The sequence below is a fragment of the Flavobacterium sp. GNP008 genome, from assembly GCF_056428965.1.
In genome coordinates, this window is the sequence record NZ_JBWJVL010000002.1 from 274,177 (window position 1) to 299,198 (window position 25,022).

At 32.8% G+C, this 25,022-nt stretch carries 24 protein-coding genes, 1 tRNA gene and 1 pseudogene; 9 read left to right on the plus strand and 17 right to left on the minus strand.

Annotated elements, in window-relative coordinates; translation table 11 throughout:
- Position 1 precedes the first annotated feature (1 nt).
- From proB to fahA, 8 genes are all read right to left on the minus strand, one after another.
- A complete protein-coding gene (proB, locus tag AC0608_RS07550; RefSeq protein WP_478288643.1) occupies positions 2-772 on the minus strand; it encodes a glutamate 5-kinase in 771 nt (256 codons plus the stop codon).
- Positions 756-1,952, minus strand: coding sequence for a glutamate-5-semialdehyde dehydrogenase (locus AC0608_RS07555; protein ID WP_478288644.1), 1,197 nt, complete (start codon positions 1,950-1,952; stop codon positions 756-758). Before AC0608_RS07555 ends, proB begins: the two co-directional genes overlap by 17 nt.
- A gap of 2 nt (positions 1,953-1,954) precedes the next feature.
- Complete coding sequence (locus AC0608_RS07560) at positions 1,955-3,094, minus strand: aspartate aminotransferase family protein (protein ID WP_478288645.1); 1,140 nt, start codon at positions 3,092-3,094, stop codon at positions 1,955-1,957.
- A gap of 74 nt (positions 3,095-3,168) precedes the next feature.
- Positions 3,169-4,146, minus strand: a complete 978-nt coding sequence (gene argC, locus AC0608_RS07565; protein WP_478288646.1) for an N-acetyl-gamma-glutamyl-phosphate reductase — start codon at positions 4,144-4,146, stop codon at positions 3,169-3,171.
- Positions 4,139-5,332: an argininosuccinate synthase gene (locus AC0608_RS07570; protein ID WP_478288647.1), complete on the minus strand. Its 1,194-nt coding sequence runs from the start codon at positions 5,330-5,332 to the stop codon at positions 4,139-4,141. The genes argC and AC0608_RS07570 overlap by 8 nt, the downstream gene beginning before the upstream one ends.
- A 4-nt stretch (positions 5,333-5,336) precedes the next feature.
- On the minus strand, positions 5,337-5,954 hold the full coding sequence (locus AC0608_RS07575; protein ID WP_417960333.1) for a GNAT family N-acetyltransferase: 618 nt from the start codon (positions 5,952-5,954) through the stop codon (positions 5,337-5,339).
- 472 nt (positions 5,955-6,426) lie between these two features.
- A complete protein-coding gene (locus AC0608_RS07580) occupies positions 6,427-7,611 on the minus strand; it encodes a hypothetical protein (protein ID WP_478288648.1) in 1,185 nt (394 codons plus the stop codon).
- 136 nt (positions 7,612-7,747) lie between these two features.
- Positions 7,748-9,031 (minus strand): fumarylacetoacetase, encoded by a 1,284-nt coding sequence (gene fahA / locus AC0608_RS07585; protein ID WP_478288649.1) that lies wholly within the window; start codon positions 9,029-9,031, stop codon positions 7,748-7,750.
- A 108-nt stretch (positions 9,032-9,139) separates the two neighbouring features.
- Between fahA and glyA the strand changes: the two genes are divergently transcribed.
- Positions 9,140-10,414 carry a serine hydroxymethyltransferase gene (glyA, locus tag AC0608_RS07590; protein ID WP_478288650.1) on the plus strand — a complete coding sequence of 425 codons (1,275 nt, stop codon included), beginning with the start codon at positions 9,140-9,142 and terminating at the stop codon, positions 10,412-10,414.
- A 114-nt stretch (positions 10,415-10,528) separates the two neighbouring features.
- On the plus strand, positions 10,529-11,122 hold the full coding sequence (locus tag AC0608_RS07595; protein WP_417960329.1) for a MiaE family protein: 594 nt from the start codon (positions 10,529-10,531) through the stop codon (positions 11,120-11,122).
- Between the two features lie 660 nt (positions 11,123-11,782).
- Here AC0608_RS07595 and AC0608_RS07600 read toward each other — a convergent pair.
- Both AC0608_RS07600 and AC0608_RS07605 read right to left on the minus strand, forming a co-directional pair.
- Positions 11,783-12,352 carry a pentapeptide repeat-containing protein gene (locus AC0608_RS07600; protein WP_478288651.1) on the minus strand — a complete coding sequence of 190 codons (570 nt, stop codon included), beginning with the start codon at positions 12,350-12,352 and terminating at the stop codon, positions 11,783-11,785.
- 102 nt (positions 12,353-12,454) lie between these two features.
- Positions 12,455-12,889, minus strand: a complete 435-nt coding sequence (locus AC0608_RS07605) for a DUF6526 family protein (RefSeq protein WP_478288652.1) — start codon at positions 12,887-12,889, stop codon at positions 12,455-12,457.
- Between the two features lie 236 nt (positions 12,890-13,125).
- Between AC0608_RS07605 and AC0608_RS07610 the strand changes: the two genes are divergently transcribed.
- Positions 13,126-14,169 carry an NAD(P)-dependent alcohol dehydrogenase gene (locus AC0608_RS07610; protein ID WP_478288653.1) on the plus strand — a complete coding sequence of 348 codons (1,044 nt, stop codon included), beginning with the start codon at positions 13,126-13,128 and terminating at the stop codon, positions 14,167-14,169.
- 228 nt (positions 14,170-14,397) lie between these two features.
- On the opposite strand, the gene AC0608_RS07615 is transcribed toward AC0608_RS07610, so the two are convergent.
- From AC0608_RS07615 to AC0608_RS07635, 5 genes and pseudogenes are all read right to left on the minus strand, one after another.
- Positions 14,398-14,478, minus strand: a tRNA-Tyr gene (locus tag AC0608_RS07615).
- 174 nt (positions 14,479-14,652) lie between these two features.
- Positions 14,653-15,039: pseudogene (locus tag AC0608_RS07620) on the minus strand (TlpA family protein disulfide reductase); the annotation flags it as partial.
- Positions 15,040-15,057: 18 nt separating this feature from the next.
- Positions 15,058-15,822 (minus strand): DUF4369 domain-containing protein, encoded by a 765-nt coding sequence (locus AC0608_RS07625; protein ID WP_478288654.1) that lies wholly within the window; start codon positions 15,820-15,822, stop codon positions 15,058-15,060.
- A 462-nt stretch (positions 15,823-16,284) separates the two neighbouring features.
- Positions 16,285-16,725, minus strand: a complete 441-nt coding sequence (locus AC0608_RS07630) for a KTSC domain-containing protein (protein ID WP_417960163.1) — start codon at positions 16,723-16,725, stop codon at positions 16,285-16,287.
- A 172-nt stretch (positions 16,726-16,897) separates the two neighbouring features.
- The gene (locus tag AC0608_RS07635; protein ID WP_417960162.1) at positions 16,898-17,143 is read right to left on the minus strand and encodes a hypothetical protein; all 246 of its coding nucleotides are present in this window, start codon (positions 17,141-17,143) and stop codon (positions 16,898-16,900) included.
- A 91-nt stretch (positions 17,144-17,234) separates the two neighbouring features.
- Between AC0608_RS07635 and AC0608_RS07640 the strand changes: the two genes are divergently transcribed.
- Entirely contained in the window at positions 17,235-17,780 is a 546-nt protein-coding gene (locus AC0608_RS07640; protein WP_478288655.1) for a hypothetical protein, read from the plus strand.
- A gap of 30 nt (positions 17,781-17,810) precedes the next feature.
- Here AC0608_RS07640 and AC0608_RS07645 read toward each other — a convergent pair whose 3' ends face one another.
- Positions 17,811-18,194: a response regulator gene (locus tag AC0608_RS07645; RefSeq protein ID WP_417989953.1), complete on the minus strand. Its 384-nt coding sequence runs from the start codon at positions 18,192-18,194 to the stop codon at positions 17,811-17,813.
- Positions 18,191-21,034: a PAS domain S-box protein gene (locus AC0608_RS07650; protein ID WP_478288656.1), complete on the minus strand. Its 2,844-nt coding sequence runs from the start codon at positions 21,032-21,034 to the stop codon at positions 18,191-18,193. The genes AC0608_RS07645 and AC0608_RS07650 overlap by 4 nt, the downstream gene beginning before the upstream one ends.
- Positions 21,035-21,395: 361 nt before the next feature.
- On the opposite strand from AC0608_RS07650, the gene AC0608_RS07655 reads away from it, so the two are divergent.
- From AC0608_RS07655 to AC0608_RS07675, 5 genes are all read left to right on the plus strand, one after another.
- The gene (locus AC0608_RS07655; RefSeq protein WP_478288657.1) at positions 21,396-21,545 is read left to right on the plus strand and encodes a hypothetical protein; all 150 of its coding nucleotides are present in this window, start codon (positions 21,396-21,398) and stop codon (positions 21,543-21,545) included.
- A 16-nt stretch (positions 21,546-21,561) separates the two neighbouring features.
- On the plus strand, positions 21,562-21,804 hold the full coding sequence (locus AC0608_RS07660) for a hypothetical protein (protein ID WP_478288658.1): 243 nt from the start codon (positions 21,562-21,564) through the stop codon (positions 21,802-21,804).
- Between the two features lie 19 nt (positions 21,805-21,823).
- Complete coding sequence (locus AC0608_RS07665) at positions 21,824-22,207, plus strand: YchJ family protein (RefSeq protein WP_478288659.1); 384 nt, start codon at positions 21,824-21,826, stop codon at positions 22,205-22,207.
- A 106-nt stretch (positions 22,208-22,313) separates the two neighbouring features.
- Positions 22,314-23,432 (plus strand): vWA domain-containing protein, encoded by a 1,119-nt coding sequence (locus AC0608_RS07670; protein WP_478288660.1) that lies wholly within the window; start codon positions 22,314-22,316, stop codon positions 23,430-23,432.
- Between the two features lie 72 nt (positions 23,433-23,504).
- Positions 23,505-24,968, plus strand: coding sequence for an AAA family ATPase (locus AC0608_RS07675; RefSeq protein WP_478288885.1), 1,464 nt, complete (start codon positions 23,505-23,507; stop codon positions 24,966-24,968).
- Positions 24,969-25,022 lie beyond the last annotated feature (54 nt).

A 25,022-nucleotide genomic window follows, 5' to 3' on the forward strand; every position in this document is an offset into this window, starting at 1 on the left:
ATTAAATTATTTTAGTAAATGATATTTCGTTTTTTAAAGCTTTCAAAATAAAATTGTCTTCCAAGCCATTGACAATCCAGGTTTCGATATTGGCGGCTTTGGCAATTGCCGAAGCTTCTATTTTAGATTGCATTCCACCTGTTCCATGAGAAGATTTAGAATCGCCAATTTCTTTTTCCAATAGTTGCAAATCGGTTACCAAAGAAATGGTTTCAGGAACGGCATCATAAATGGATGATTTGGTGTAAATCCCGTTCGTATTGGTAGCAATAATCAGAAGGTCAACATTTAATAAAACGGCAGTTAAAGCAGCTAATTTATCGTTATCACCAAACTGAATCTCATCCGTAGCCACAGTATCGTTTTCATTGATAATCGGAATGTAATTATTTTTGACCAACACATTGATGGTGTTCACGATATTTACTTTGGATTGTTCTTTTTCGAAATCAGAATACGAAAGCAAACACTGCGAAATCAGTAATCCTAAATCGCTGAAGTTTTCATGATAAATCCGCATTAAATGGGGCTGACCAATAGAAGCCAATGCTTGTTTCACAAAAACATCTTTGTCTTGATTTTCCAGTTTTACAAATTGTTTAGCTGCGGCAATCGCACCTGAACTTACAATGATGAACTCGTAATCGTCTTGTAAAGCGGCTATTTGCATCCCAATATCTTCAATCTTTCCTCTCGAAATGTGATTGGTTTCTTTGGTTAACGTATTGCTGCCTAACTTTAATAAAATTCTTTTTTTACCTGATTTGTCCATTTCCGTAAATATACCACTTATTAGTAACTAAATGTTGCAAACCAATTGGTCCACGTTGGTGTAATTTGTCTGTGCTAATCGCCAATTCTCCTCCTAAACCAAATTGTCCTCCATCAGTGAATCGGGTAGAGGCGTTTTGATAAACGGCTGCCGTATCCACGTTTTCCATGAATTCCTGAGCAATTGCATCATTCTTTGTGATTATCGAAGCGGAATGTCCGCCACAATATTTATTTATTTTGTCAATCGCTTCTTGATCTGAATTGGTTGTTCCAATAACAATTTTATAATCTAAAAACTCTTCGTACCAAATTAAATCCGATTCAATCTGAGGAATATTTGTTGCTTTTGAAATGCTTTCATCACCCAAAACCATAACGTTTCTTTGTTGTAATTCGGAAATCATTTTCTTTGCAAAAGCTTCCCAATTGTCAAGATTTGTATCAATTAAAATTTTATCTAAAGCATTACAAACTGATATGTTTGAGGTTTTTCCGTTAATAATAATGGCAAGTGCTTGGTCTAAATCAGCTTCCTTATTTACATATACAAAATTATTTCCTCGTCCACTTATAATCACTGGACAAGTGGCGTGTTTTTTTACAAAAGCAATCAATTTCTCACCACCACGAGGGACGATTAGATCCACTTTTTGCATTGGTTTCTCTAGAAATGCCTGAGTTTCTTCTCTATTATAATTCAAATATTCAACCCATTCTGTAGAAACATTATTTTCTTTCAAAGCTTGATGCCACAATTCCACAATTTTCAAGTTGGATTGCAAAGATTCTTTTCCACCTTTCAATAGAATTTTATTTCCGGATTTAAAAGCGATTCCGCCTGCTTCAATAGTAACATCGGGTCTGGATTCATAAATAATCATTATGGTTCCAAAAGCTGCTGTTTTATTGATGACTTTCATTCCGTTTTCATGGTCGAAATTAAAACGTTTTACACCAATAGGATCTTCTAGACTTGCTAATTGTTGCAGGGATACAATCATTCCGTCAATTTTGGAATCATTAACCAATAAACGTTTTTTCATTGCCAAGTCATTTCCAGAATAATGATACAAATCTTGTTGATTTATAGTCTTAAGATTGGCTCTTTCTTTTTCAAGTAGCTCGGCCATGCAGCTTAAAACTGCGTTTCGTTTTTCTATTGACAACAGCGTATTCATAATTAAGACTGTATTTCTTTCAATGTTTCTTTTAAAGCTATAATAAAGATATCAATTGCTTCCTTATTGATTGTCAATGGAGGAAGAATTCTTAATAAGTTTTTATTGTTCGCATTTCCTGTAAAAATATGTTTGTCAAGAATCATTTTTTTACGAAGATCACTTACGTCAAAATCAAATTCTACACCGAGCATTAATCCTCGTCCTTTTACTTGAATCACTTCAGGAACTTGTTTGATTGCTTCTAAAAAATAGGCGTAAACGTCATTTACGTTATCCATTAATTTTTGACTTTCAATCACATCTAAAACAGTAATTCCAGCGGCACAAGCCAAATGGTTTCCACCAAAAGTAGTTCCCAATAGTCCATAACTGGCTGTGAATTTTGGCGAAATCAAGATTCCACCAATAGGAAATCCGTTACCCATTCCTTTCGCCAGACAAATAATATCCGCTTTGATGTTATGATGTTGGTGTGCAAAAAACTTTCCGCTTCTTCCGTATCCTGATTGTACTTCGTCCAAAATCAAAACGGCATCGTATGCTGCGCATAGTTTTTCTAATGCCTGAAAAAATTCAGTTGTACCTTGGTCTAAACCGCCAACGCCTTGAATTCCTTCAATTATAACAGAAGAAACATCTCCTTTTTTTAGTTCGTTTTCTACCAATTCGATGTTATTCAAGGGTAAAAAAGTAACGATTTGTTGTGCATTGATTGGCGCAACAATTTTTTTGTTATCTGTAACTGCAACTGCTGCCGAAGTTCTTCCGTGAAAGGAATTATCAAAAGCAATAACTCTCGTTTTATTGTTGTGAAAAGAGGCTAATTTCAAGGCGTTTTCATTGGCTTCAGCTCCAGAACTGCACAAGAATAAAGTATAGTCTTCCAATCCGGAAAGTTTCCCTAGTTTTTCTGCTAATTCTACTTGCAATGGATTCTGAATCGCATTGGAATAAAAACCAATATTATCCAATTGATTTTTTAATTTGGCGACATAATCAGGTTGTGTGTGTCCAATGGAAATTACTCCATGACCACCATATAAATCTAAATATTCTATTCCTTTTTCATCTGTAATAGTACAATCCAGTGCTTTTACAGGAGTGATGTTGTATAATGGGTAAACGTCAAATAAGTTCATTTTTTAAAGTTTAATCGGTTAATGGGTTATTTGTTTAATCGATTAACCGAATTAACGATTAACCAAATAAACATCTAGAACCCGCTTGGTTTCAAATGCAATCCCGTACTTTCATCCAATCCAAACATTAAATTCATGTTTTGAATGGCTTGACCAGAAGCTCCCTTTGTTAAATTGTCAATTACTGAAGTAATCAATAGCCGGTTTCCTTTTTTCATTAAACTAATAATACACTTGTTCGTTTGAACCACTTGTTTCATATTGATTCCAGTTGTTGTAATAGTTACGAAAGGTTGATCTTTATAAAAAGCCTCATATTTTGCCACCACATCTTCCAAGTTTTCTTCGATTGTTGTGTATAGTGTTGCGAAAATTCCTCTGGCAAAATCCCCTCTGTTGGGTACAAAAATCAATTCATTTTTATAATCCGCCTGCAATTGACTGACGCTTTGGTTTATTTCTCCCAAATGTTGGTGTTCAAAAGCTTTGTAATGCGACATATTGTTCGATCTCCAGCTAAAATGCGTCGTTTCCGAAGGGAAAACTCCAGCTCCCGTGCTTCCGGTTGTGGCATTAATATGAACATCGGTCGTAAGCATTTCGTTTTTGACCAATGGTAATAATGCTAGTTGAATCGCTGTCGCAAAACAACCTGGATTAGCAATAAATTGAGCGTTTTTGATATCCGCTTTGTTCAATTCGGGCAAACCGTAAACGAAAGATTTATTATCGAAGTCTTTGTCTTTTGTCAATCTGAAATCATTTCCTAAATCGATGATTTTGGTATGGCTCGCAAATTGATTGTGTTCTAAAAACGATTTTGATTTACCATGACCTAAACACAAGAAAACTACATTCACATTTGGATTTACAGTATCGGTAAAATTCATTTCGATATCGCCCATCAAATCGTGATGCGCAATCGAAAGTGGTTTTCCGGCGTTTGTTGTGCTGTAAACAAAATCAAGAGTAGCACTAGGATGGAACATCAATATTCTGATAAGTTCCCCCGCTGTGTAACCCGAACCACCAATTATTCCAATATTAATCATGTGTTAGTTTGTTTACAGATGAAAATATGTTTTGGGCATTTCCCAGAATTTTGATAAATCCTTTGGCATCGTCAGAGGTCCAAGCGTTGTTCATTTCTCCATATTGACCAAAAGAGGTATTCATTAAATCATTTTCAGATTCAATTCCGTCCAATGTGAAGTGATATGGTTTTAGCGAAACGATAACGGTGCCGTTTACAGTCGTTTGAGTGTCTTCCAGGAAAGCCTCAATGTTTCTCATTACAGGGTCCAAGAATTGTCCTTCATGAAATAACATTCCGTACCAGTTCCCCAGTTGTTCTTTCCAGTATTGTTGCCATTTACCCAGCGTATGTTTCTCTAATAAATGGTGTGCTTTGATGATGATTAAAGGCGCAGCAGCTTCAAAACCTACTCTTCCTTTAATTCCGATGATGGTATCGCCCACGTGTGTATCTCTACCAATTGCATACGCACTGGCTAATTTTTCTAATGCAACGATGTTTTTTGTCGGTATGTCCAATGTCCCGTTGATACCTACTAATTGTCCTTTTTCAAATTGTAGCGTTACTTTCTCTTCACCCTTTTTTTGCAATTGTGAAGGGTACGCCTCACTTGGTAACGATTGATTTGAGGTCAATGTTTCTTTACCGCCTACGCTTGTTCCCCACAATCCTTTATTAATGGAATATTGTGCTTTCTCCCAAGAATAATGAACTCCATTTTTAGATAAATAATCCACTTCTTCCTGTCTGGATAATTTTAAATCTCTGATTGGAGTAATGATTTCAATTTCGGGAGCAATGGTTTGGAAAATTAAATCAAAACGAATTTGGTCATTTCCTGCACCGGTACTTCCGTGAGCAATTGCTTCGGCACCAACAGATTTTGCATATTTAATTGCTTCGATAGCTTGAAAAACACGCTCTGCGCTTACGGATAACGGATAGGTATTATTTTTTAATACATTTCCATAAATCAAATATTTAATGGCTTTGTCATAATATTTATCTACAATGGTAAGATTTGCATGTTGTGCGCTTCCTAATTCGTAGGCTCTTTCTTCAATAGCGGCTAGTTCCTCTTCATCAAATCCGCCTGTATTTATAAGAACGGTATGAACTTCATATCCTTTTTCGTTTTTTAAATATTTTAGGCAATAGGACGTATCTAATCCTCCACTATAAGCTAATACAACTTTTTTCATGATATTATTTTTTTAAGAACAAGGCTTCTTTAATTGATTTTAATCGGTTTAACACTCTAACGTTAAATGGGTGTTTAGGTTGTGCTTTGGGTGTTTCTTTTGGATCATAAAGCATTCCGGTGCACAAGCACATCTTGTTGTCTTTGCTTTTTAGGATTTCATAATTGGTACAGGTTTGACATCCTTTCCAAAAACTCGGATCATTGGTTAATTCTGAAAAAGGGACAGGTTTGTAACCCAAATCTGAATTAATTTTCATTACCGCTAAGCCAGTTGTTATTCCAAATACTTTAGCATCCGGATATTTTTCCAATGAATAGTCAAAAACAAATGATTTGATTTTTTTAGCTAAACCTAAATTTCTGTAATCAGGATGTACAATCAAACCAGAATGTGCTACAAATTTCCCGTGTTGCCAACTTTCGATATAACAAAAACCAGCAAATTTTCCATTGTCTAATGCAATGACGGCATCTTTGCTTTCCATTTTTTTCTGAATGTATTCAGGAGTTCTTTTAGCAATTCCCGTACCTCTCAAAAGGGCGGATAATTCTATAGTTTCGCATATTTCCTGCGAATACTTATAATGTTCTTTCTGAGTTGTTAGGATAGCAATATTCATTTCAAAAGCTGAATTTTTGAGTTATAAAATGATTTGTATATTTGTTTATGAAATGTATTTTCACCAAATTCAAATATAATACTAAAACAGTCCAATGTTGTGCAATAAATTGAACTACAGTATGATAGTAGTAAATAGGTATTGATTTTTAGATGTGTTAATCCAATAAAAGATAGCGGTAATTTCAAAACGGAAAAAATGAAGAATGAATAAAGATACGAAACAGCTTTTGGGTACTATAGAGATAGCATCCGTACTTCGGGAGAAGTAGTAGGTCTGTTTGTCCGTGACAAAGAAGTTATATGTAAACTTGTTTTATTCATTGGTACAAAAGTACACATATTTTTAAAATACAACACTAATTTTGTATTTTGTAACAAAATTTTAATCGATTGTTGATTTTTTAAATCGAAAAAATAATTTATAATCTTAATTATCAAGAAGTTATATGTAATAGTATTAATTTAAAATATTAGTTTCTAAACCTGTTACTGCTGATTACATCTTTTATTTTGGCTTTTAAATCGTCTCCGGTATCATAAACCATTTGTTCATTGCTTGGAAAAGCTACCGCTCTTTTGTCAAAATAAGAGTAATAATTATCATCTGAGGCGCGTCGATCTCCTTTGTAAGTGGCATAAATATTTTCGAAAATAAACTCACTAGTTATTGGGAAAGATTGCAATAATTGATTGCTCTTAAAATTGATGTAGTCAACTTTAGCGGTAATTTGACAGGATTTAAACTGTTTGAATTCATAAATGCGTACTGTAGCATTTCTCATATTATCCACCATCACGACTTTGCCTTTTTCGTCCAAAACTTCTTTTCCGTTAGCATCAATTAGTTTTTTGACACCATCTTTTATGATGCGATCTTTTACAAACTCTCTTTCTTTTATTTGCTCAGGCGAAATATAAATATGTCTAAAATTGATTACCATTCCATAATCATAATCAATTCCTTTCTGTTTGTTACTGTGGTAAACGGTCCATTTATCATTTAAACCATAAGTACTGAAATCCAATAAGTCATTTTGCAGGCGAGAAGGAATAATCATATTTGTTTCGTTTTTGGTGTAAATCAAAACATAATCAGAACCTTTAAATTTAGTTTCATCCATGAGTTGTAAAACGTTTTTATAATTTGGAGTTATTTGGTTTAAATATTCCATATCATCATACGCTTTTCGATAATTCATTTTATCTGAAGTTTCCATTAATTTTTTGGCATTAGCATACAAATAAGCTGATAATGCATTTTTACTAGCAATGATTTTGTCGTTATAATTGTCAAATGGAAAAATCGCATTTCTTTCTTCTATAAGTAGTTTCAAAGGAAGTAACGGTTTGATTTTTTCCTGACGGGAATTCAGTTGTAAATACGTATGATACATTTTCTCTAATTGAGCTGGATTTGCCTCTTTTTCCAATACGTTTACCGTATTCAAATCGCGTTCTTTAGCTTTGGCGAAAGCCTCTTCCAGTAAATAAATGTATTGTTGCTTCCCTTTTTTGTTTTTATTAGTTCGTAAATTAGAGATGGCATTGTCAATTGCTGGGTCGTAATTTCCAGAACTTAATAAATTTTGAGTTTGTTTTACCCCGCAGGACGAAACAAGAATAAACAACGATATTAAAAGAATGATTTTTTTCATAAGCAAAAAAAGTAAGGAGTGTTTTTTTGAAGCTGTAATCTTGTTTTATGAATTCAAATTTAAAAAATAATCCCATAAAAAAAACCTAACAAAAATAGAATAGATGTTAGGTTTTGAAAAGTATAGGTTTAATTTTTTATTTTCTCACGAATGGAGGGAGTAGTTTACTGGAAACTTCACCAAAACCAATCCTTACATGCCCGTTTTGACAAAATCCTTTCATGATCACAGTATCGTTATCATTTATAAATTTACGTTCCGTACCGTCTTTTAATTTTATTGGAGTTTTTCCGCCCCAAGTTAATTCAAGCATAGAACCATAACTATCGGGAGTTGGTCCTGAAATAGTACCTGAGCCCATCATGTCTCCAGAATTTACGCGACAACCATTAGAGGTGTGATGCGCTAATTGTTGGCACATTGACCAGTATAAATATTTGAAATTCGAATGAGAAATCACAGTCGCTTCTGAGTTTTCAGGTTGAATGGCGACTTCTAAATTGATATCGAAAGAATGTTTTCCTTTTTGTTGCAAATAGGGAAGTGGTGTTGGTTCTTGTTTTGGCCCTTTCGTTCTAAAAGGTTCCAAAGCATCCATTGTAACAATCCAAGGTGAAATTGAAGTCGCAAAGTTTTTTGCTAAAAATGGTCCTAGGGGCACATATTCCCATTTTTGAATGTCACGGGCACTCCAGTCATTCAATAAAACCATTCCGAAAATATAATCTTCAGCTTCGGTTACGGCAATGTTTTCTCCCATTATATTTACATCGGTCGTAATAAACGCGGTTTCTAGTTCAAAATCAACTGAACGAGAAGGACCAAAAACTGGCGTAGATTCTCCATTTGGCAGCATTTGTCCCATTGGTCTGTGTACTGGAATCCCAGAAGGGACAATGGTAGAACTTCTTCCATGGTAACCCACAGGTATGTGAAGCCAGTTGGGTAATAATGCATTTTCAGGATCACGGAACATTTTTCCTACATTAGTTGCGTGCTCTTTACTGGAATAAAAGTCCGTGTAATCACCAATTAGTACTGGTAATTGCATTTCTACATCTTCCATCTTGAAAATTATAATGTCTCTATCTTTAGCATTATCTTGTAATTTTGAATTTTTCACATCAAAAAGTTCAGCTATTCGGTTTCGAACCAAACGCCATGTTTTTTGACCATCAGATATAAAATCATTCAAAGTATCCTGCATGAACATATCATCGGTCAGTTCAATGCCTTCAAAATAACTTAATTGTTGTAAAGCTCCTAAATCGATTGCAAAATCTCCTATTCTAGTGCCTACAGTCACTATGTTTTCTTTAGTAAGAAAAACACCAAAAGGAATATTTTGTATGGGGAAATCACTATTGGCAGGTACTTCTAGCCATGATTTTCTATTGGTATCGTTAGCTGTTATTGGCATATTTTGTTAATTATTTTAATAAAAAATTACTCATCAAATATATTATAATCTAACTATTAACCAAACGTTTTTTTGTATTTTTGCATCAAATTAACGAAAATCAAAAAAATGCAACGCGACGAACAAATTTTTGACCTTATTCTAGAAGAACAAGAAAGACAAATTCACGGATTAGAACTTATTGCTTCAGAGAACTTCGTAAGTGACGAAGTAATGGAAGCAGCCGGTTCTGTTTTAACCAATAAATATGCTGAAGGATATCCTGGCAAAAGATACTACGGCGGTTGTGAAGTAGTTGATGTTATTGAGCAAATTGCTATAGATAGAGCCAAAGAGCTCTTTGGAGCTGCTTATGCAAATGTGCAGCCACACTCTGGCTCACAAGCTAATACAGCGGTTTACCACGCTTGTATCAAGCCTGGAGATAAAATTTTAGGTTTTGATTTGTCACATGGAGGGCACTTAACTCACGGTTCTCCAGTTAACTTTTCAGGACGTTTGTACACACCTTCCTTTTATGGTGTGGATAAGGAAACAGGACTTTTAAATTATGATAAAATTCAAGAAATAGCAACTAGAGAACAACCAAAATTAATCATTGCAGGAGCCTCGGCTTATTCCCGTGATATGGATTTTGAGCGTTTTAGAGTAATTGCGGACAGTGTTGGTGCTATTTTATTGGCTGATGTTTCTCATCCTGCAGGTCTTATTGCCAAAGGTTTGATGAATGATCCATTGCCTCATTGTCATATAGTTACTACAACAACCCACAAAACGTTACGTGGTCCTCGTGGAGGATTAATTTTGATGGGTAAAGATTTTGAAAATCCGTTTGGTTTAACTACACCAAAAGGAGAAATAAGAATGATGTCATCATTATTAGACTTAGCAGTTTTTCCTGGAAATCAAGGTGGCCCCTTAATGCACATTATTGCTGCAAAAGCAGTAGCATTTGGCGAAGCGTTAAAAGATGAATTTTTCACATATGCGTTACAATTGCAAAAAAATGCTAATGCTATGGCGGATGCTTTTGTAAAAAGAGGATATGAAATTATTTCTGGCGGAACAGATAATCACATGATGTTAATTGATTTAAGAAATAAAAATATTTCTGGAAAAGATGCTGAAAATGCATTAGTCAAAGCAGAAATTACCGTAAATAAGAACATGGTTCCATTTGATGATAAATCACCATTTGTAACTTCAGGAATTCGTGTAGGAACTCCGGCTATTACCACTCGTGGTCTTGTTGAAGAAGATATGGAAACGATTGTCGCTTTAATTGATCGAGTATTAATGGATCACACGAATGAAGATGTTATCGAGGCAGTAGCAAATGAAGTAAACGAAATGATGAGCGAAAGAGCTATTTTCGTATACTAATAAATCGTATTAAAGTTTTTAAAGTCGAAAGTCGAAAGTCTTGGAATAGAATTTAATATTCTGTCTTAGTTTTGGCTTTCGACTTTATGGCTTTCTAACTTTAAGACTAAAATTATGTCTGTACTAAGATTAAAATTACCAACGGACCCAAGATGGGTGAATATTGTAGAAAAAAACATTGAAGAAATCCTAACCGATCATGCTTGGTGTGAACAAAAAGCTGCTACAAATGCAATTACAATTATCACTAATAATTCAGAACATCAGGATTTAGTAAAGGATTTATTGGCTTTGGCCAAAGAGGAAATTGATCATTTTGAACAAGTACACAACATTATCATTAAACGCGGCTTGAAGTTGGGGCGCGAACGAAAAGATGATTATGTCAATGAATTATACTTGTACATGAAAAAAAATGGAAATGGAAGCAGAGTTTCAAGCTTAGTGGAACGTTTGTTGTTTTCTGCGATGATAGAAGCGAGAAGCTGTGAACGTTTCAAAGTACTTTCGGAGAATATAAATGATGAAGAATTATCAGTTTTTTACAGAGATTTGATGGAGAGTGAAGCAGGACATTACACCACTTTTATCACCTATGCTCGGAAATACGGAATTGGGATTGATGTTGAAAAAAGGTGGCGAGAATGGCTTGAATTTGAAGAGGCTGTTATTGCTAATTATGGTAAAAACGAAACCATTCACGGATAAATATAAGCTAGTTTTACTAAAGCATTTTTCTTTATCCATAGATTTTGAAGTTAGTTATAAAAGAAGTTATTGGATTAAATCATAGCTAAAAAACAGTACCTTTTACTTGTAAAAAACTAAATCTTCGAATGTTTGAAACTTAAATTTTTATATATTTTTCAAGTGATTTGCTTCACCTGAGTAAAATAAATAATTACTTCATGTGTCTTTAATGATTCGCTTCTCTAACGCATTTAGTAATAAATGGTTTGTAAATACCGTGTCCTCAGACGAGGAATCTTTAGTTAAAATAGACACCGCGATGCATTTTAAATTATAGTAGCCATTCCTTTGGTAGTATTCTATTTTAGTCATTAGGCTATAGGATACTCCTGTAATTTTACAGTTAAATGTTCCGGTTGTTAAAAATTGTGTTTCAGGTTTAATTGTTGATACTTCGCTATTTGCCAGCATTTTATAATAGTTGCGTTACTCCAATTCTCTTAGGAATCCTTCTAGCTGCAAATAGATTTGAACCATTCGTTTTTCGATTTTTTAATTTCGTCAGGTTTTTTGTATTGCATATTGTGAATCCTTGATTCTGGATCAATTATTATACTGTTAGACTTATTAATTTGTTGAAAACAGGTACTGTTTGTGTAGTAATGTGTATTGAACTAATCATTTGACTATTAAATCATGCTTAGCCAAAAGACCATTCAATCCATTTAAAGAAAAAATAGCTTTCTTTAATTTTGTCGAGGTAGGATCAATAGTATAATTATAACTTGTCTTGAAATCCGCCTTATTGGCAATTGCTTTAGCAAATTCAGAACGGTATAAATCACAATTGTCAAAAACCACAGCGGTCAAATCAGTATTCATGAAATCTACTGCGATAATACTACAATTGGTAAACGATGTTCCTTTGATTTTTAACGTGTAGAATTTAGAAAAATCCAGATTACAATTGGTAAAAGCGATTTCGAAAATTAATTTATCGCACATGGCAAAATTGACTTCTTTGATTTCGCACCGATTAAAAATTACAGTTCTAAAAGCGACATAATTTATTTTCGCGCCGCTAAAGGTGCAATCATTGAAAATACAGTCAATGAAAGTAACCGCAAGAAATACACATTTTGAGAAATTACAGTTCGTAAAAGTGCAACATTCAAATTCCTTAAAATTAACTTCTTCTTCGTTATAAGAGATGCTATCGTATTCGACATCGAGGAAATATTCTGGCATTTAGGGGTTTTAAATTCGGATTAAGTGTAAAGTTTACCACAACAAAGAAACGAAATTCTGAATCACAATAAGTTTGAAAGAGAAGTAATATTTTATGAATTTTTAAACTCTTTCATAATCACCTTTCCAATTGATAATCGCTTTTTTGATTGCTTTTCCTGAAAGGTTTTCATTTAGTGTTCGTTCAATTAGCATTGGAAGCTCTTCATCCGGTGCAAACCGTAAGGCAAATAATTGATCATCAGTTAACGTATGTTCGAAACTCTCGAATCTTTTTCCAGTTATTGTAAAATAACGGTAGCGTAATTCTATACGTACAATGCGGTTTTGTAAAGTTAAGGCATAATGTTGGCGCAACATAAATGCTAAGGAAAATAGTGCTGTAAAGAGAATACTAATAAAAACCCAAATTAATTGATCAGCAGTTGTAAAACTAAAATACACACTAATGCTCAGGAATGTCATTATAATTGGATAAAAGATAAAATGGTGGGGTGTGTAAAAGCGAATATGGTTTTTGTAGGATTGTGTTTTCATCACTTTGTATTTTTATATTTTTTTAAAGATAGTTAAAACTGTCTATTTCAAAGTCAGTATAATTTTTAATTATCAGAAAATCAAAACAGTATAAATTTGTATGCTGGTTGCATAAATATGAATTCCTCTTTTTTACAGATTAAAGGATAAACAGTGCGAAATTTTGTGAAAACCTTTGGTTTTTATATGGCAAGTAAATGGTATTAATTCCATAATTTTATAAAAAAATAAAAAATATGATACCTACTAAAGGATACGCAGTACAGGATTCAAAAACAGATTTAGCCCCTTGGAATTTTGAAAGACGAGAAGTTGGGCCACATGATGTACAATTCGATATTCAATTTTGTGGCGTTTGCCATAGTGATCTTCACCAAATAAAAGATGATTGGGGAGGAGCAATATTCCCAATGGTTCCCGGACATGAGATTGTAGGGAAAGTGATAAAAGTAGGAAGTCATGTCAAAAAGTTTAAAGTAGGAGATTTGGCAGGTACAGGATGTTTGGTAGATTCTTGTAGAACTTGTGAGAACTGTCAAGAGGGATTAGAGCAGTTTTGTTTAAACGGAAGTACTGAAACGTACAATGCTTTAGGACAAGACGGGAAAACGCCCACTTATGGTGGATATTCCAATACTATAGTGGTTCATGAAGATTTTGTTTTGCAAGTTTCTGATAAATTAGATTTAGCGGCTGTTGCGCCATTGCTTTGTGCTGGAATTACTACTTACTCTCCATTAAAACATTGGAAAGTAGGGAAAGGACACAAGTTAGCTGTTTTGGGTTTAGGCGGTTTGGGACATATGGCCGTTAAATTTGGTGTTGCTTTTGGAGCAGAGGTTACTGTATTAAGTACTTCTCCGGATAAGGAAGCTGATGCTAAAAAACTAGGAGCTCATAAATTTATTGTTACCAAAGATGCAGAACAACTAAAAAGTGTAACTGGATATTTTGATTTTATTCTGGATACTGTTTCAGCTCCACATGATTTGAATGTGTACATGTCTTTATTAAGAGTAAATGGAGTGCATATTTGTGTTGGAGTACCGCCAACGCCTTATGAGGTTCGTGCCTTTAGCTTAATAGGTGGCAGAAAAAGCTTAGCAGGTTCGTTGATTGGTGGTTTGCCAGAAACTCAAGAAATGCTTGATTACTGTGCTGAACATGGTATTGTTTCTGAAATTGAAATGATTGATATCAAAAACATTAATGATGCATACGACAGAATGATTAAAGGCGATGTACGTTACCGTTTTGTAATTGATATGGCAACTTTATAAAAAGTAGTTTTAAGATTGGTAAAAGCCCTAAACATTCTAAATGCTTAGGGCTTTTTTATTTCCTAAATTTAAAGTTTATTTGAAAACTGTAATTAATAGTTGTGATATGATTGCGAAAGCAAGGTAGAATATGGAGCTAATAATCTTTGATTATTTCTTTTTTTAATTTACTAATTACAAATTGGTTGTTTGTAAAAAAAAACTCTTCAATTGCTTGAAGAGTTTTAGTGGGGAGAGCAGGATTCGAACCTGCGAAGTTTACACAGCAGATTTACAGTCTGCCCTCGTTGGCCGCTTGAGTATCTCCCCAAGACTCAATAAGCATTGCTTATTGTGCTAACTGGGTGCAAATATAAAAACTGTTTTGATGTTTCCAAACTAAATTTACACTTAATTTCAGTATTATTTTTAATACATTGGTATTGAATAAAATATAAAAATCTCCACTAGGGAGATTTTTATATTTGTACTAAAGCAAGCTGCCTATTTAGCTAAAAGTTCTAATATTTTTGCTCTAAGAGCATCGCCTCGCAAATCTCTTGCTACTACATTACCTGATGCATCAAGTATAAAAGTTGCGGGAATAGACTCTACTTTATACTGTGCTGCAATTGGCTCATCCCAAAATTTTAAATTCGAAACCTGATTCCAGGTTAATTTATCTTTAGCTATGGCTTCTTTCCAGGCTTTGGCGTCTTTATCTAAAGACACGCCAATAATATTTAGGCCTTTACCATGTAATTCTTTGTAAAGAGCTACGACATTTGGATTTTCCTGACGACATGGGCCACACCATGAAGCCCAAAAATCGACTATCGTTACTTTACCTAAACTTTCTTTTAAGGAAATTATTTTCCCTTGAGGATTAGGACCTGAAAAATCTGCTCTTCATTTAGCTTCACCAGCTGGTGCAGCTGGAGCTGCTCCTACAGCAGCAGGCGCTTTCATTTCAGCAAGTTTAGTTTTGATGGCTAATCCTGGCTTTGTTTTTTTTAATGACTCTTCTAAACTGTTGTAAAGTTTTTCTGATTTTGTAATATCGGCTGTAGGATCATTTAGCATACCTTGGATTATTAAGGCAGTGATAAATGATTTAGGATGAGTCTCTGCATAAGTAACGTATTTTGCTTTTGAAGCGACACCAACTTCTTCCTGTATTTTTGAAAATTCTTTCATCAAACTATTAATAACTACTGTATCTTTAGATTGTTGAGCAGCATTCATTGCTTGCATGTTTTTGTTTTGGAAATCCATTAGTTTCTTTTGAACTTTAGTGATTTCCTCATTGAAAGTTACGTACTCATCATTATTGTAAGTTCCTGAAACTTTAGATTTTTGAATACTATCTTTATTAATGGCGATGGTTACTTCTCCATTTTCTAATATAAAAGGTATTTTTGCTTGCGCTCCTTCTAATTGAATCGTGTAGAAAGCAGGTTCTGTTATAGTTCCTTTCATTTCAAACTTACCATTTTCAACTTTTACAGTGTCTTTTGGTAACATCATTCCAGTTGCATCTTGTGTTTCCAAGATTATTGTTTTTCCATTATCAATTCCTGTAGCAGTTCCAGAAATGATATATTCATCTTTGCCAACTTTGCTGCAAGAAATTAAAAAAACACCTGCCGAAAGTAATAAAATTATTTTTTTCATTATTAATTAGTTAATTGAGTTAAGTGTGCAAAAGTATTTAAAAAATCTAAAATACAAATAATTTTAGAACCTAAATTTTTGTTATAATTTGTTATTAATTATGTATGTTTCATGTTGATTTAGAAACGAGTGCTTTTACTATTTTGGGCTGTCGATAATAATGGTAAAGATTGCAGTATTAAAAAGTTAGGTGTTTTTTTAATTCTACTCTTTAATTAGAAAAGATTAAAACATTTTAGGAGTTAAAAATAGTTTTGTTTGAATTTGTAAATAATATATTTTTCCTAAAATTCTTTTTTTAAGAAATTCGATCCTTAGATGTATTGATGATAATTTTTCTAAAATAAATTGGATTTAATTAAAACTTAAAATCAATTTCATTATTCGAATTCTTATATGAATGGGTTGAAATAAAAAAAGCATCCGTGTAAGGGATGCTTGAGTATTTTTAACGATGAGAAATTAATCTTGATTGATCGTTTTTCTCCAAGTAAATGAATTGAGAATGTGTCTTTTAGCAAATCTTCCAGGAGAATCAGCATTGACCATTTTTACATATGTTGCTTTAGGAACACTAATATATTCGTAAACGCTACCATTTGAAAAATTGATAATTAATCTGCCTTCCACAAATTTGTAATCTGAAATTGTAGCTGTTGCAATTGTTTCAGTATATTCTGGTAAGTTTTGTTTTAAAGTTTCAGGATTGATGCTGACCAAAAAATGATATGCTTCAATAATTTTTTTACTGTTTTCTTCTGCAGCCTTTAATCCATCTTCATCTCCCTGAAATTTGTCAGGATGCGCTTCTTTCATCGCATTACGATAAATCGTTTTTAAATCTTTCAGCTCTGCAGTTTTATCTACATTTAGCAGTTTGCGGTATTCAACTATTTTTTTCATAAATATGGTAACTACTTGTCTTTTATTATAGAATCAATATAATTTGATTTCAAAATCGACAAATTTTTTGCAAAGGTACACTTTTTTTTATTTTTTTGGATTATGACCCAAAAATTTTAAGAAAAAAGTATTTTTATAAAAAATTCTTTAAAGTATAAAACATTAAATAGTTCTATTGCTGCGGTTTGTTATTTGCTTTGTCAAAGTTTTTTGACTTTTTTTGGTATTTATTATAGCTTATATCACTGGGATTTTCTATAATTGATTTTATAGTTATCCAATCTCCAACATTATGTTTTTGAGCCATTTTATAATCTAAAAGATATTCGCCACAGAAAAAGTTGTTGTTTTCGTCTTTTTCCATAACTCCGGTGAAAACACCTTTTTGTAACATTCTTTCTTCGGAAGCTTTAGTCATAATCAATTTATTTAAAATAATTCTACCGTGCAAAGTTAATCAAATATAATTTCTCTTGCTACGATTTGGGCTTTCTGATTACCTTTGTGTTATGGAAAATATTTTTCGACCAAACCCAAATTCCTTTAAAAACACTTTCTGCGTATTTAATGAGGTATCTATTGAAGCCATAAATAAATTAAAAATACAATATGACAGTAAATCGGGTAGTAAATATTATTATACTAAAATAGGGATGTTTCGTTTGTCGAATCATTGGGGCCGCTTAGCCAATAGCAAATGGCGTTTAGAGCCTTTAGAACCTGAAACGAGGTCTAAAATTAAATTGGGTTTTGCCTCTTGGGATAGTTTCTACCCGGATAATGCTTTGGAGGAACTGTATTATTTAGAAGTTAATTTCCTAAACAACACAATCAATTATCAACATAGAGATACTCCAAGGTATGATAAAAAAGTACTATTAAGAACGAGTAGCGAAACTACTAAAAGGATTAAGCAAGCTCGAAACATATTAAACTTGACGTCATGGGCTAAATATTTTGAGAGTGACGATATTGAGCTTCTGAGACGAAAAATCATCAATGCACTTATTTATACCAATAAAACTTTAGAAGAAATAAAAAAAGAAATCATTTAATATTACTCAAGCAATAATTTTTAAACTCTTTTAATCATTTGAAGCAATTAATAATAAATCGTTTACTGTAACTGGTTTTGATAAATAGCCTAAAATATTTTCATAAGATTTGGATCTGTTTTTATCTTCAATGGCAATTGATGAACTAACAATATACACAATAATTTCTTTATCAAATTGAGGTTTTAACAATCCCATTGCTTCCATAAATTCCCAACCGTCCATAACGGGCATGTTAATATCTAATAATATTATATCGGGAAGGGTTGTGTTGTTTTCTAAGGCATCAAGTGCCTCTTTTCCATTCTTGAAAGAGGAAATAGCAGAGAACATTTCGGATTTATGAATTATTTTATTTACGATTATTTGGTAAATAGCATCATCGTCTACTATCCAGATTGCTTTTTTTATCATTGAATATAGATTTTAAAAGTAGTTCCTATATTGGGTTCGCTTTCCACGGTAATAGTACCTCCCATTGCATCAATTTGATTTTTTGTAATAAATAATCCTATTCCTTTTGAGTCAGAATTATTTGTAAATGTCTTGTACATTCCGAAAATTTTGTCAGCATTTCTAACCAGATCAATTCCTATACCATTATCAGAAATTTGAAGGACTTTCATCTCGTTTTCTATAGCCAAATTAATTTTTATAATAGGTTTTCGAGCAGGATGCCTGTAGCGTATAGAATTTGAAATAATATTATAAAGGATACTTTCGAGGTAAGCAGGATTATAATTAATCATTGTTTCATCAGGTATTTCTGTAAAAATTGTAACTTCATGGGATACAATTTGTTCCGTAAGGACATTTTTAACGGTTGTAATATATCGTTCTAAGTTTAACGGCTCTGATACCAAGCCGATGTTTGTTCGTATGTTAATGACTTCGTTCAAATGAAGCATCGTTTCGTTTAGGGAACTAGAAACAGTTTTTAAAAGTTCCATCATTTGTTCTCTTTCTTCTTCAGATTCAGAGGATTCAATCAAAGCAACAATAGAAGCAATATTGCTCGTATGTGATCTTAAATTATGTGAAACGATATAGGAAAAATTCAGCAGTCTTTTATTTTGTTCAGTAACGAGATTAAAGGATGTATTTAAATCTTTTTCGGCTTCTTTTGCTTTAGTAATATCAATCATAATACCACGTAAACTCGTGACTTTACCATTTTCCAAAACTACATTTACAATATCTCTTAACCAAACAATGGACCCATTTTTAGCCACCATTCTATATTCAAAATCATGGTCTAAACTTTCATTTGTTTTTACTTTACAATAATTCTGAACCCATTCTTTGTCTTCGGAGTAAATGTGGTCACGCCAGAAAGAAGAGTTTCCTAACCATTCCTCTTGAGTGTACCCTAATATGTTCTCTACTTTTTGGCTAATAAAATTAAAAGAAAAACTGGATGCATCACATTCCCAAACAATTCCATCAATTGTATTTATTAATGATTCAATTCTTCTTTGCGAATTAAGAATTGTTTTTTCTGATGATTTTCTATCTGTAATATCTTCGGTAGAAACTATGATTCGTTCTAATGTTTTCTCATAACCACGAATTACATTCCATCTTAAGTTTACATTGCGATATTCACCTGCAGTATTTTTTATTTTAGTGTCAATAATTAATTGTTTTTCTCCTTGTGTTATAGCAATCAATTGTTTGGTAAAATCAGAAATTGAATCATTATCGATGATTTGTGAAAGCCCTAGAATTAATTCTTTTTTTGTTTTAACCTTATGTAGGTTTAAACACATCTTATTTACATTAATAATTTTTACTAAAGAAACACATTTATGAATGACGTCAGGATGCATTTTTAAATAAAGCGAAACTGTTTCGGGACTTTCATTAAGAAGATTTAATTTGTGAAGATAACTTTTTACTTTAGAGAAATCTTCTTCCCACAAAGGTATCGGAGAATCTTCAAATAAACTTTTAAATCGAATTTCACTTTTTTTAATTAATTTCTCTGCTGCTTTTTTAGCAGATATATCTTCAACAATTGAGATGTGTGTAGTGACTTTTTTGTCCTTTTTTAATAAGGGCGAGACCGTTAGATTTACCCAAACAATATCTCCGGATTTAGTAAAGTACCGTTTTTCCATAGAATACTCTCTGATTTTTCCATCTCTGAGTTTTTCAAGATTCAATAAATCTTCTTCTAAATCTTCCGGGTGTGTTATGGACTGAAAATTTCTCTCTTTCATTTCTTGTTGTGTGTACCCTAGTAACTGGCAATATTGGTTGTTAATTTCAATAAAATTACCAGTAAATGAATCGATATGAGCAATTCCTACTGCTGCCTGATCAAAAATAGCTTCAAATTTTATTTCTGAATTTAATAGTTTAGTGGCTTGGATATTAACCAATGATTGTAATTCCTTGGGTATTTTTAGTAGTGTAAATATTAAAACGCCAAAAAGTGCCGCTAGAATAATTCCAATAATTCCAGGAATTAAAATTTGTAAATAAAGATAATTTTGATGTTTTGATATCAGGTATAGTTTCCAGTCTCCATCTGGAATAGTGGTAGAGATATTGTAGTTTTTTGAAAAATCTCTTTTATTTGGTAAATAAAAAATTTCTTTTTGGTCCTCAATATTGTATTTTGAAAACTGAAAATAATATTTTGAATCATCTACGTTTTCTATTCCCGAAGCTTTTAAAAAAGCATCTAATTTAATAATTACAGCAGAAAATCCCCAAAAACGATTATTTCTAAAAATAGGAAACCTACCTACAATTCCTACCCCGCCTTGTTTTAACTTCAAGGGTCCTGCGAAATACATTTTCTGGTTAGTAATTGATTTTAAGGCTTCTTTTTTAAGACTAGGCGTTGTTAGAATATTTAAATTTAAAGCTGCTTCATTGCCCGCCAATGGATATATATACTTAATTATCCCTTGAGGAACCAATTGCACAGCGCTAATATTGGTATTTGATTCTATTAGTTTTTGACTAACGTAATCAAAATTTTCAGGAATACCTTTATCATTAATAGTTAGGGCTAGGGTTAATGTGGTGGTATAACAATTTTTTAGTGATTGTTCAATGTTTTGATTGACAACATTAAGGATACTATTCATTTCCCGTTGTTCATCTTCTTTTATTAGTTTGTATTGTTGAGAAACAATAAAACCAGCAATGTAACTTAAAAAGAGAAATGTTAATAAACCAGTTGTTTTCGGTCTGTCCAAGAACCATTTAATGAATTTAGTATTCTTTTTTTGAGGCTTCATGTATTGTAATAAGTAGGTTTTTGGGCAATATAGTTCAAAAAAATAAATATATAAAAAAATAATAGATGTGCACACTAATTTTTTGGATTATAGTTCTCTCTATTTTTTTTATAAATATATGGCTAGAAGAGATTAGACTTATTAGCGTTTTGTACCTACTAAAAAAAAGCAATTATCAAATGGGAAAATTATAATTCTGAAATTTTAATCTAATTATGGAATGTTGTTATGCAATTGTGTACGTGATTTTATCCTATGAAATAAATTATTTGAAACTAAAAACAATTTTAATTTCAATAATTAAGCCGAACTTTGCAGTATATTTTCAATCAATTAACTAATTGGTATTTAAAGAAAACAGATGAGTAGAAATAACGAAAGGAATATTAAGAAACATAACGATAAATTACACAAAGCTCAGGACAAAGTGAAACAGGCTGAAATTCTTCGTAAAGAAAAACTTAAGCAAATAGCTAAAAAATTTAACGAAGATCAGGCTTCACAAAAATAGTTTACAATATTGACAAATGGAAAACGATAAATTTATTGAATTAAAAAATGGAGTTCAGGAAATAATAGACTTTATAGCGATTAAAAATGCTAATGCAGCTAATAATAAACTAGTAGCGGTCAGTGCTGATCTAGATGAATTATTAGATTTTGCTGAGGAAGATGAAGACCTCATGGAAATAAGTCGTTATCAAGTATTGCTGAATCAATTACAGCAAAAAATAGTTGGGCTCAACGGTCAGGCATCAAGTTCAGTTTAAAAGTTTCTTCAATATTCAAATGACTGAAAATAAATGTTATTGTGGTTCTGATATAACTTTCCCCAATTGTTGTGAACCTTTTATTAAAGGCGATGCAAATGCATCAACTGCTGAAACTTTAATGCGTTCCAGATATTCAGCTTATGTAAGTCATAAAGCAGTTTATTTATGGGCTACAACTCATATTTCAGAAAGGGAAAAATATACTCAAGAAGAAATTTTAAATTGGGCAATAAATAACCATTGGTTGCAATTAGAAATTATAAATACTACAGAAAATACAGTAGAGTTTAAAGCTTATTTTTTAGACACTAATCTTCAAAAACATATTCATCATGAACTTTCTACTTTTAAATTTGAAAATGGTAGTTGGTTTTATGTTAATGGAAAATTCTTTAATTAGTTTTTAGGGTTAATAATAGGACTTGATTTATTGAGGAGTGTTTTTAACTAAAAATTAATAAACGTTTGTCCAGAGTACATTTTAAATTGATGTAATTTTAAAGTCTATGAAAAATAACATTAAAAAAGGTTTTTATTTCAAGCAATATGAAACGCCATTTCAGTCTCCGTTTGATAAGCTCTTTGGTATTTTCAAAGAATTAATTACACACACTTCTGGAGATTTTGATGAGGCTATCGATTGGTTACGGGAATTGGACAAAGAATATAAACTCACCGATGAACACTACAGCATCGATGATTTTATTGAAGATTTAAAGAAAAAAGGATACATTAGAGATGAACTCAAAGAAGATGGGACTTCAGGAATTGGGATTACTGCCAAAACAGAACGTGCCATCCGACAACAGGCTTTAGACAATATTTTTGGTAACTTAAAGCGTTCAGGAAGCGGAAATCATAAAACGAAACATTCCGGAAACGGAGACGAACACACAGGTGAATTTCGAGAATTTCATTTTGGTGATGGATTGGAGCGCATTTCTTTGACCGAGAGTTTGCGCAATGCCCAAATAAATAATGGTGTAGCAGATTTTATGTTGACCGAAAATGATCTGGTTGTTGAAGAAACACAGTACAAATCACAGATGAGTACGGTTCTGATGATTGATATCAGTCACAGCATGATTTTGTATGGTGAAGATAGAATTACGCCCGCCAAAAAAGTTGCGATGGCTCTTGCTGAGTTAATTACGACTCGTTATCCAAAAGACACCTTAGACATTCTTGTTTTTGGGAATGATGCCTGGACGATTGCAATCCGTGATCTACCTTATTTAAAAGTCGGGCCGTTTCACACCAATACGGTGGCGGGTTTACAACTTGCTATGGATTTACTCCGTAGAAAACGAAATACCAATAAGCAAATTTTCATGATTACCGATGGAAAACCTAGTTGTGTTCGCGAAAAAGACGGTTCTTATTATATGAACAGCAATGGACTCGATGAATATATTGTTGACAAATGTTACAATCAGGCACAACAAGCTCGAAAATTACATATTCCGATAACTACTTTTATGATTGCGAATGATCCTTATTTACAGCAATTTGTCAATCGTTTCACTGAAGCCAATCAAGGGAAAGCTTTTTACACTGGTTTAAAAGGACTTGGTGAAATGATTTTTGAAGATTATGAAACCAATCGCAAAAAGAGAATAAAGTAGTCGTCAATTGTCAGTTAGAGCGCAGTCAAGAACAAATGTAAAAGTAATAACATGAACACTTTCAAAAATAATATGAAAATAGAAAATATAAATACACTCGGAGAATTAAAAAAATCAGGTTACGAAAGCAAAAGCATCAAAGAAGAGTTGCGTTCCAACTTAAGAGAAAAAATAAAATCTGGAAAACCGACTTTTGAAGGCGTTCATGGTTTTGAAAATACTGTAATTCCAGAATTGGAAAGAGCCATTTTATCGCGACATAATATTAATTTATTAGGGCTTCGAGGTCAAGCGAAAACACGATTGGCTCGTAAAATGATTGAATTACTAGACGAATACATTCCGTTTGTGACAGGGTCAGAAATTAATGATGATCCTTTGCAGCCTATTTCGCGTTTTGCTAAAGACATAATAGAAGCCAAAGGAGATGAAACTCCTATCTCATGGTTGCACCGAAGCGATCGTTTTTTTGAGAAATTAGCTACTCCAGATGTAACTGTTGCAGATTTAATCGGGGATGTGGATCCGATAAAAGCCGCTAATTTAAAATTGTCCTATGCAGATGACCGTGTGATCCATTTTGGTATGATTCCGCGAGCAAACCGCTGTATTTTTGTCATTAATGAATTGCCCGATTTACAGGCAAGAATCCAAGTAGCATTGTTTAATATTCTACAAGAAGGTGATATTCAAATTCGGGGTTTTAAGTTGCGTATGCCACTCGATATGCAGTTTGTTTTTACGGCAAACCCGGAGGATTATACGAATCGTGGAAGTATTGTAACACCCTTAAAAGATAGAATTGGTTCTCAAATCTTGACGCATTATCCTGAAAGTATTAAAATTGCAAGAACCATTACTGAACAAGAAGCAAAACTGGATGCAACGCAAAATGAGATGGTTTATGTGCCTTCATTAGCCAGGGATTTGTTAGAACAAATTAGTTTTGAAGCAAGGGAAAGTGAATACATTGATAATAAAAGTGGCGTAAGTGCTCGATTAAGTATTACGGCTTTAGAAAATCTATTAAGTACTGCCGAAAGAAGAGCATTGAAATCTGGAAGTGAAAAAACTACGTTACGTCTGTCTGATTTTATGGGAATTATTCCTGCTATTACCGGAAAAGTAGAGTTGGTTTACGAAGGAGAGCAGGAGGGAGCTGCAGCAGTAGCGCAGCATTTATTGGGCGATGCGATTCATACTTTTTTCCCAGCTTATTTTCCAAAAATTGAAAAACTAGAGAAAGAAGGCGTCAAAAACGCCTATACGGATATTATTGAATGGTTTTTTGCCGAAAGCGGTTTTGAATTATTAGATGATTGTTCTGATGAAGACTACGAAAGAATCTTGGGAAGTATTGTACCGCTTGAAATTTTGATCAAAAAATACCAACCCCAATTGGAAAATGAAGATAAGTTTTTTATGAAAGAATTTATTCTTTGGGGATTAGTAGAATACAAAAAACTGAGTAAAGATCGCTTTTCAGAAGGCTATCAGTTCAAGGATATTTATGGAAGTTTTATCAGTAAATTATAACTAATAAAAAAGGGTTTGGATTCATTTCTAAACCCTTTTTTATTATCTCTTATT

Bases quoted from the DNA above. Each gene is read 5' to 3' on its own strand.
- proB (WP_478288643.1), bottom strand. From the start codon at position 772: ATGGACAAATCAGGTAAAAAAAGAATTTTATTAAAGTTAGGCAGCAAT.
- AC0608_RS07555 (WP_478288644.1), bottom strand. From the start codon at position 1,952: ATGAATACGCTGTTGTCAATAGAAAAACGAAACGCAGTTTTAAGCTGC.
- AC0608_RS07560 (WP_478288645.1), bottom strand. From the start codon at position 3,094: ATGAACTTATTTGACGTTTACCCATTATACAACATCACTCCTGTAAAA.
- argC (WP_478288646.1), bottom strand. From the start codon at position 4,146: ATGATTAATATTGGAATAATTGGTGGTTCGGGTTACACAGCGGGGGAA.
- AC0608_RS07570 (WP_478288647.1), bottom strand. From the start codon at position 5,332: ATGAAAAAAGTTGTATTAGCTTATAGTGGAGGATTAGATACGTCCTAT.
- AC0608_RS07575 (WP_417960333.1), bottom strand. From the start codon at position 5,954: ATGAATATTGCTATCCTAACAACTCAGAAAGAACATTATAAGTATTCG.
- AC0608_RS07580 (WP_478288648.1), bottom strand. From the start codon at position 7,611: ATGAAAAAAATCATTCTTTTAATATCGTTGTTTATTCTTGTTTCGTCC.
- fahA (WP_478288649.1), bottom strand. From the start codon at position 9,031: ATGCCAATAACAGCTAACGATACCAATAGAAAATCATGGCTAGAAGTA.
- glyA (WP_478288650.1), top strand. From the start codon at position 9,140: ATGCAACGCGACGAACAAATTTTTGACCTTATTCTAGAAGAACAAGAA.
- AC0608_RS07595 (WP_417960329.1), top strand. From the start codon at position 10,529: ATGTCTGTACTAAGATTAAAATTACCAACGGACCCAAGATGGGTGAAT.
- AC0608_RS07600 (WP_478288651.1), bottom strand. From the start codon at position 12,352: ATGCCAGAATATTTCCTCGATGTCGAATACGATAGCATCTCTTATAAC.
- AC0608_RS07605 (WP_478288652.1), bottom strand. From the start codon at position 12,889: ATGAAAACACAATCCTACAAAAACCATATTCGCTTTTACACACCCCAC.
- AC0608_RS07610 (WP_478288653.1), top strand. From the start codon at position 13,126: ATGATACCTACTAAAGGATACGCAGTACAGGATTCAAAAACAGATTTA.
- AC0608_RS07625 (WP_478288654.1), bottom strand. From the start codon at position 15,822: ATGAAAAAAATAATTTTATTACTTTCGGCAGGTGTTTTTTTAATTTCT.
- AC0608_RS07630 (WP_417960163.1), bottom strand. From the start codon at position 16,725: ATGAAAAAAATAGTTGAATACCGCAAACTGCTAAATGTAGATAAAACT.
- AC0608_RS07635 (WP_417960162.1), bottom strand. From the start codon at position 17,143: ATGACTAAAGCTTCCGAAGAAAGAATGTTACAAAAAGGTGTTTTCACC.
- AC0608_RS07640 (WP_478288655.1), top strand. From the start codon at position 17,235: ATGGAAAATATTTTTCGACCAAACCCAAATTCCTTTAAAAACACTTTC.
- AC0608_RS07645 (WP_417989953.1), bottom strand. From the start codon at position 18,194: ATGATAAAAAAAGCAATCTGGATAGTAGACGATGATGCTATTTACCAA.
- AC0608_RS07650 (WP_478288656.1), bottom strand. From the start codon at position 21,034: ATGAAGCCTCAAAAAAAGAATACTAAATTCATTAAATGGTTCTTGGAC.
- AC0608_RS07655 (WP_478288657.1), top strand. From the start codon at position 21,396: ATGAGTAGAAATAACGAAAGGAATATTAAGAAACATAACGATAAATTA.
- AC0608_RS07660 (WP_478288658.1), top strand. From the start codon at position 21,562: ATGGAAAACGATAAATTTATTGAATTAAAAAATGGAGTTCAGGAAATA.
- AC0608_RS07665 (WP_478288659.1), top strand. From the start codon at position 21,824: ATGACTGAAAATAAATGTTATTGTGGTTCTGATATAACTTTCCCCAAT.
- AC0608_RS07670 (WP_478288660.1), top strand. From the start codon at position 22,314: ATGAAAAATAACATTAAAAAAGGTTTTTATTTCAAGCAATATGAAACG.
- AC0608_RS07675 (WP_478288885.1), top strand. From the start codon at position 23,505: ATGAAAATAGAAAATATAAATACACTCGGAGAATTAAAAAAATCAGGT.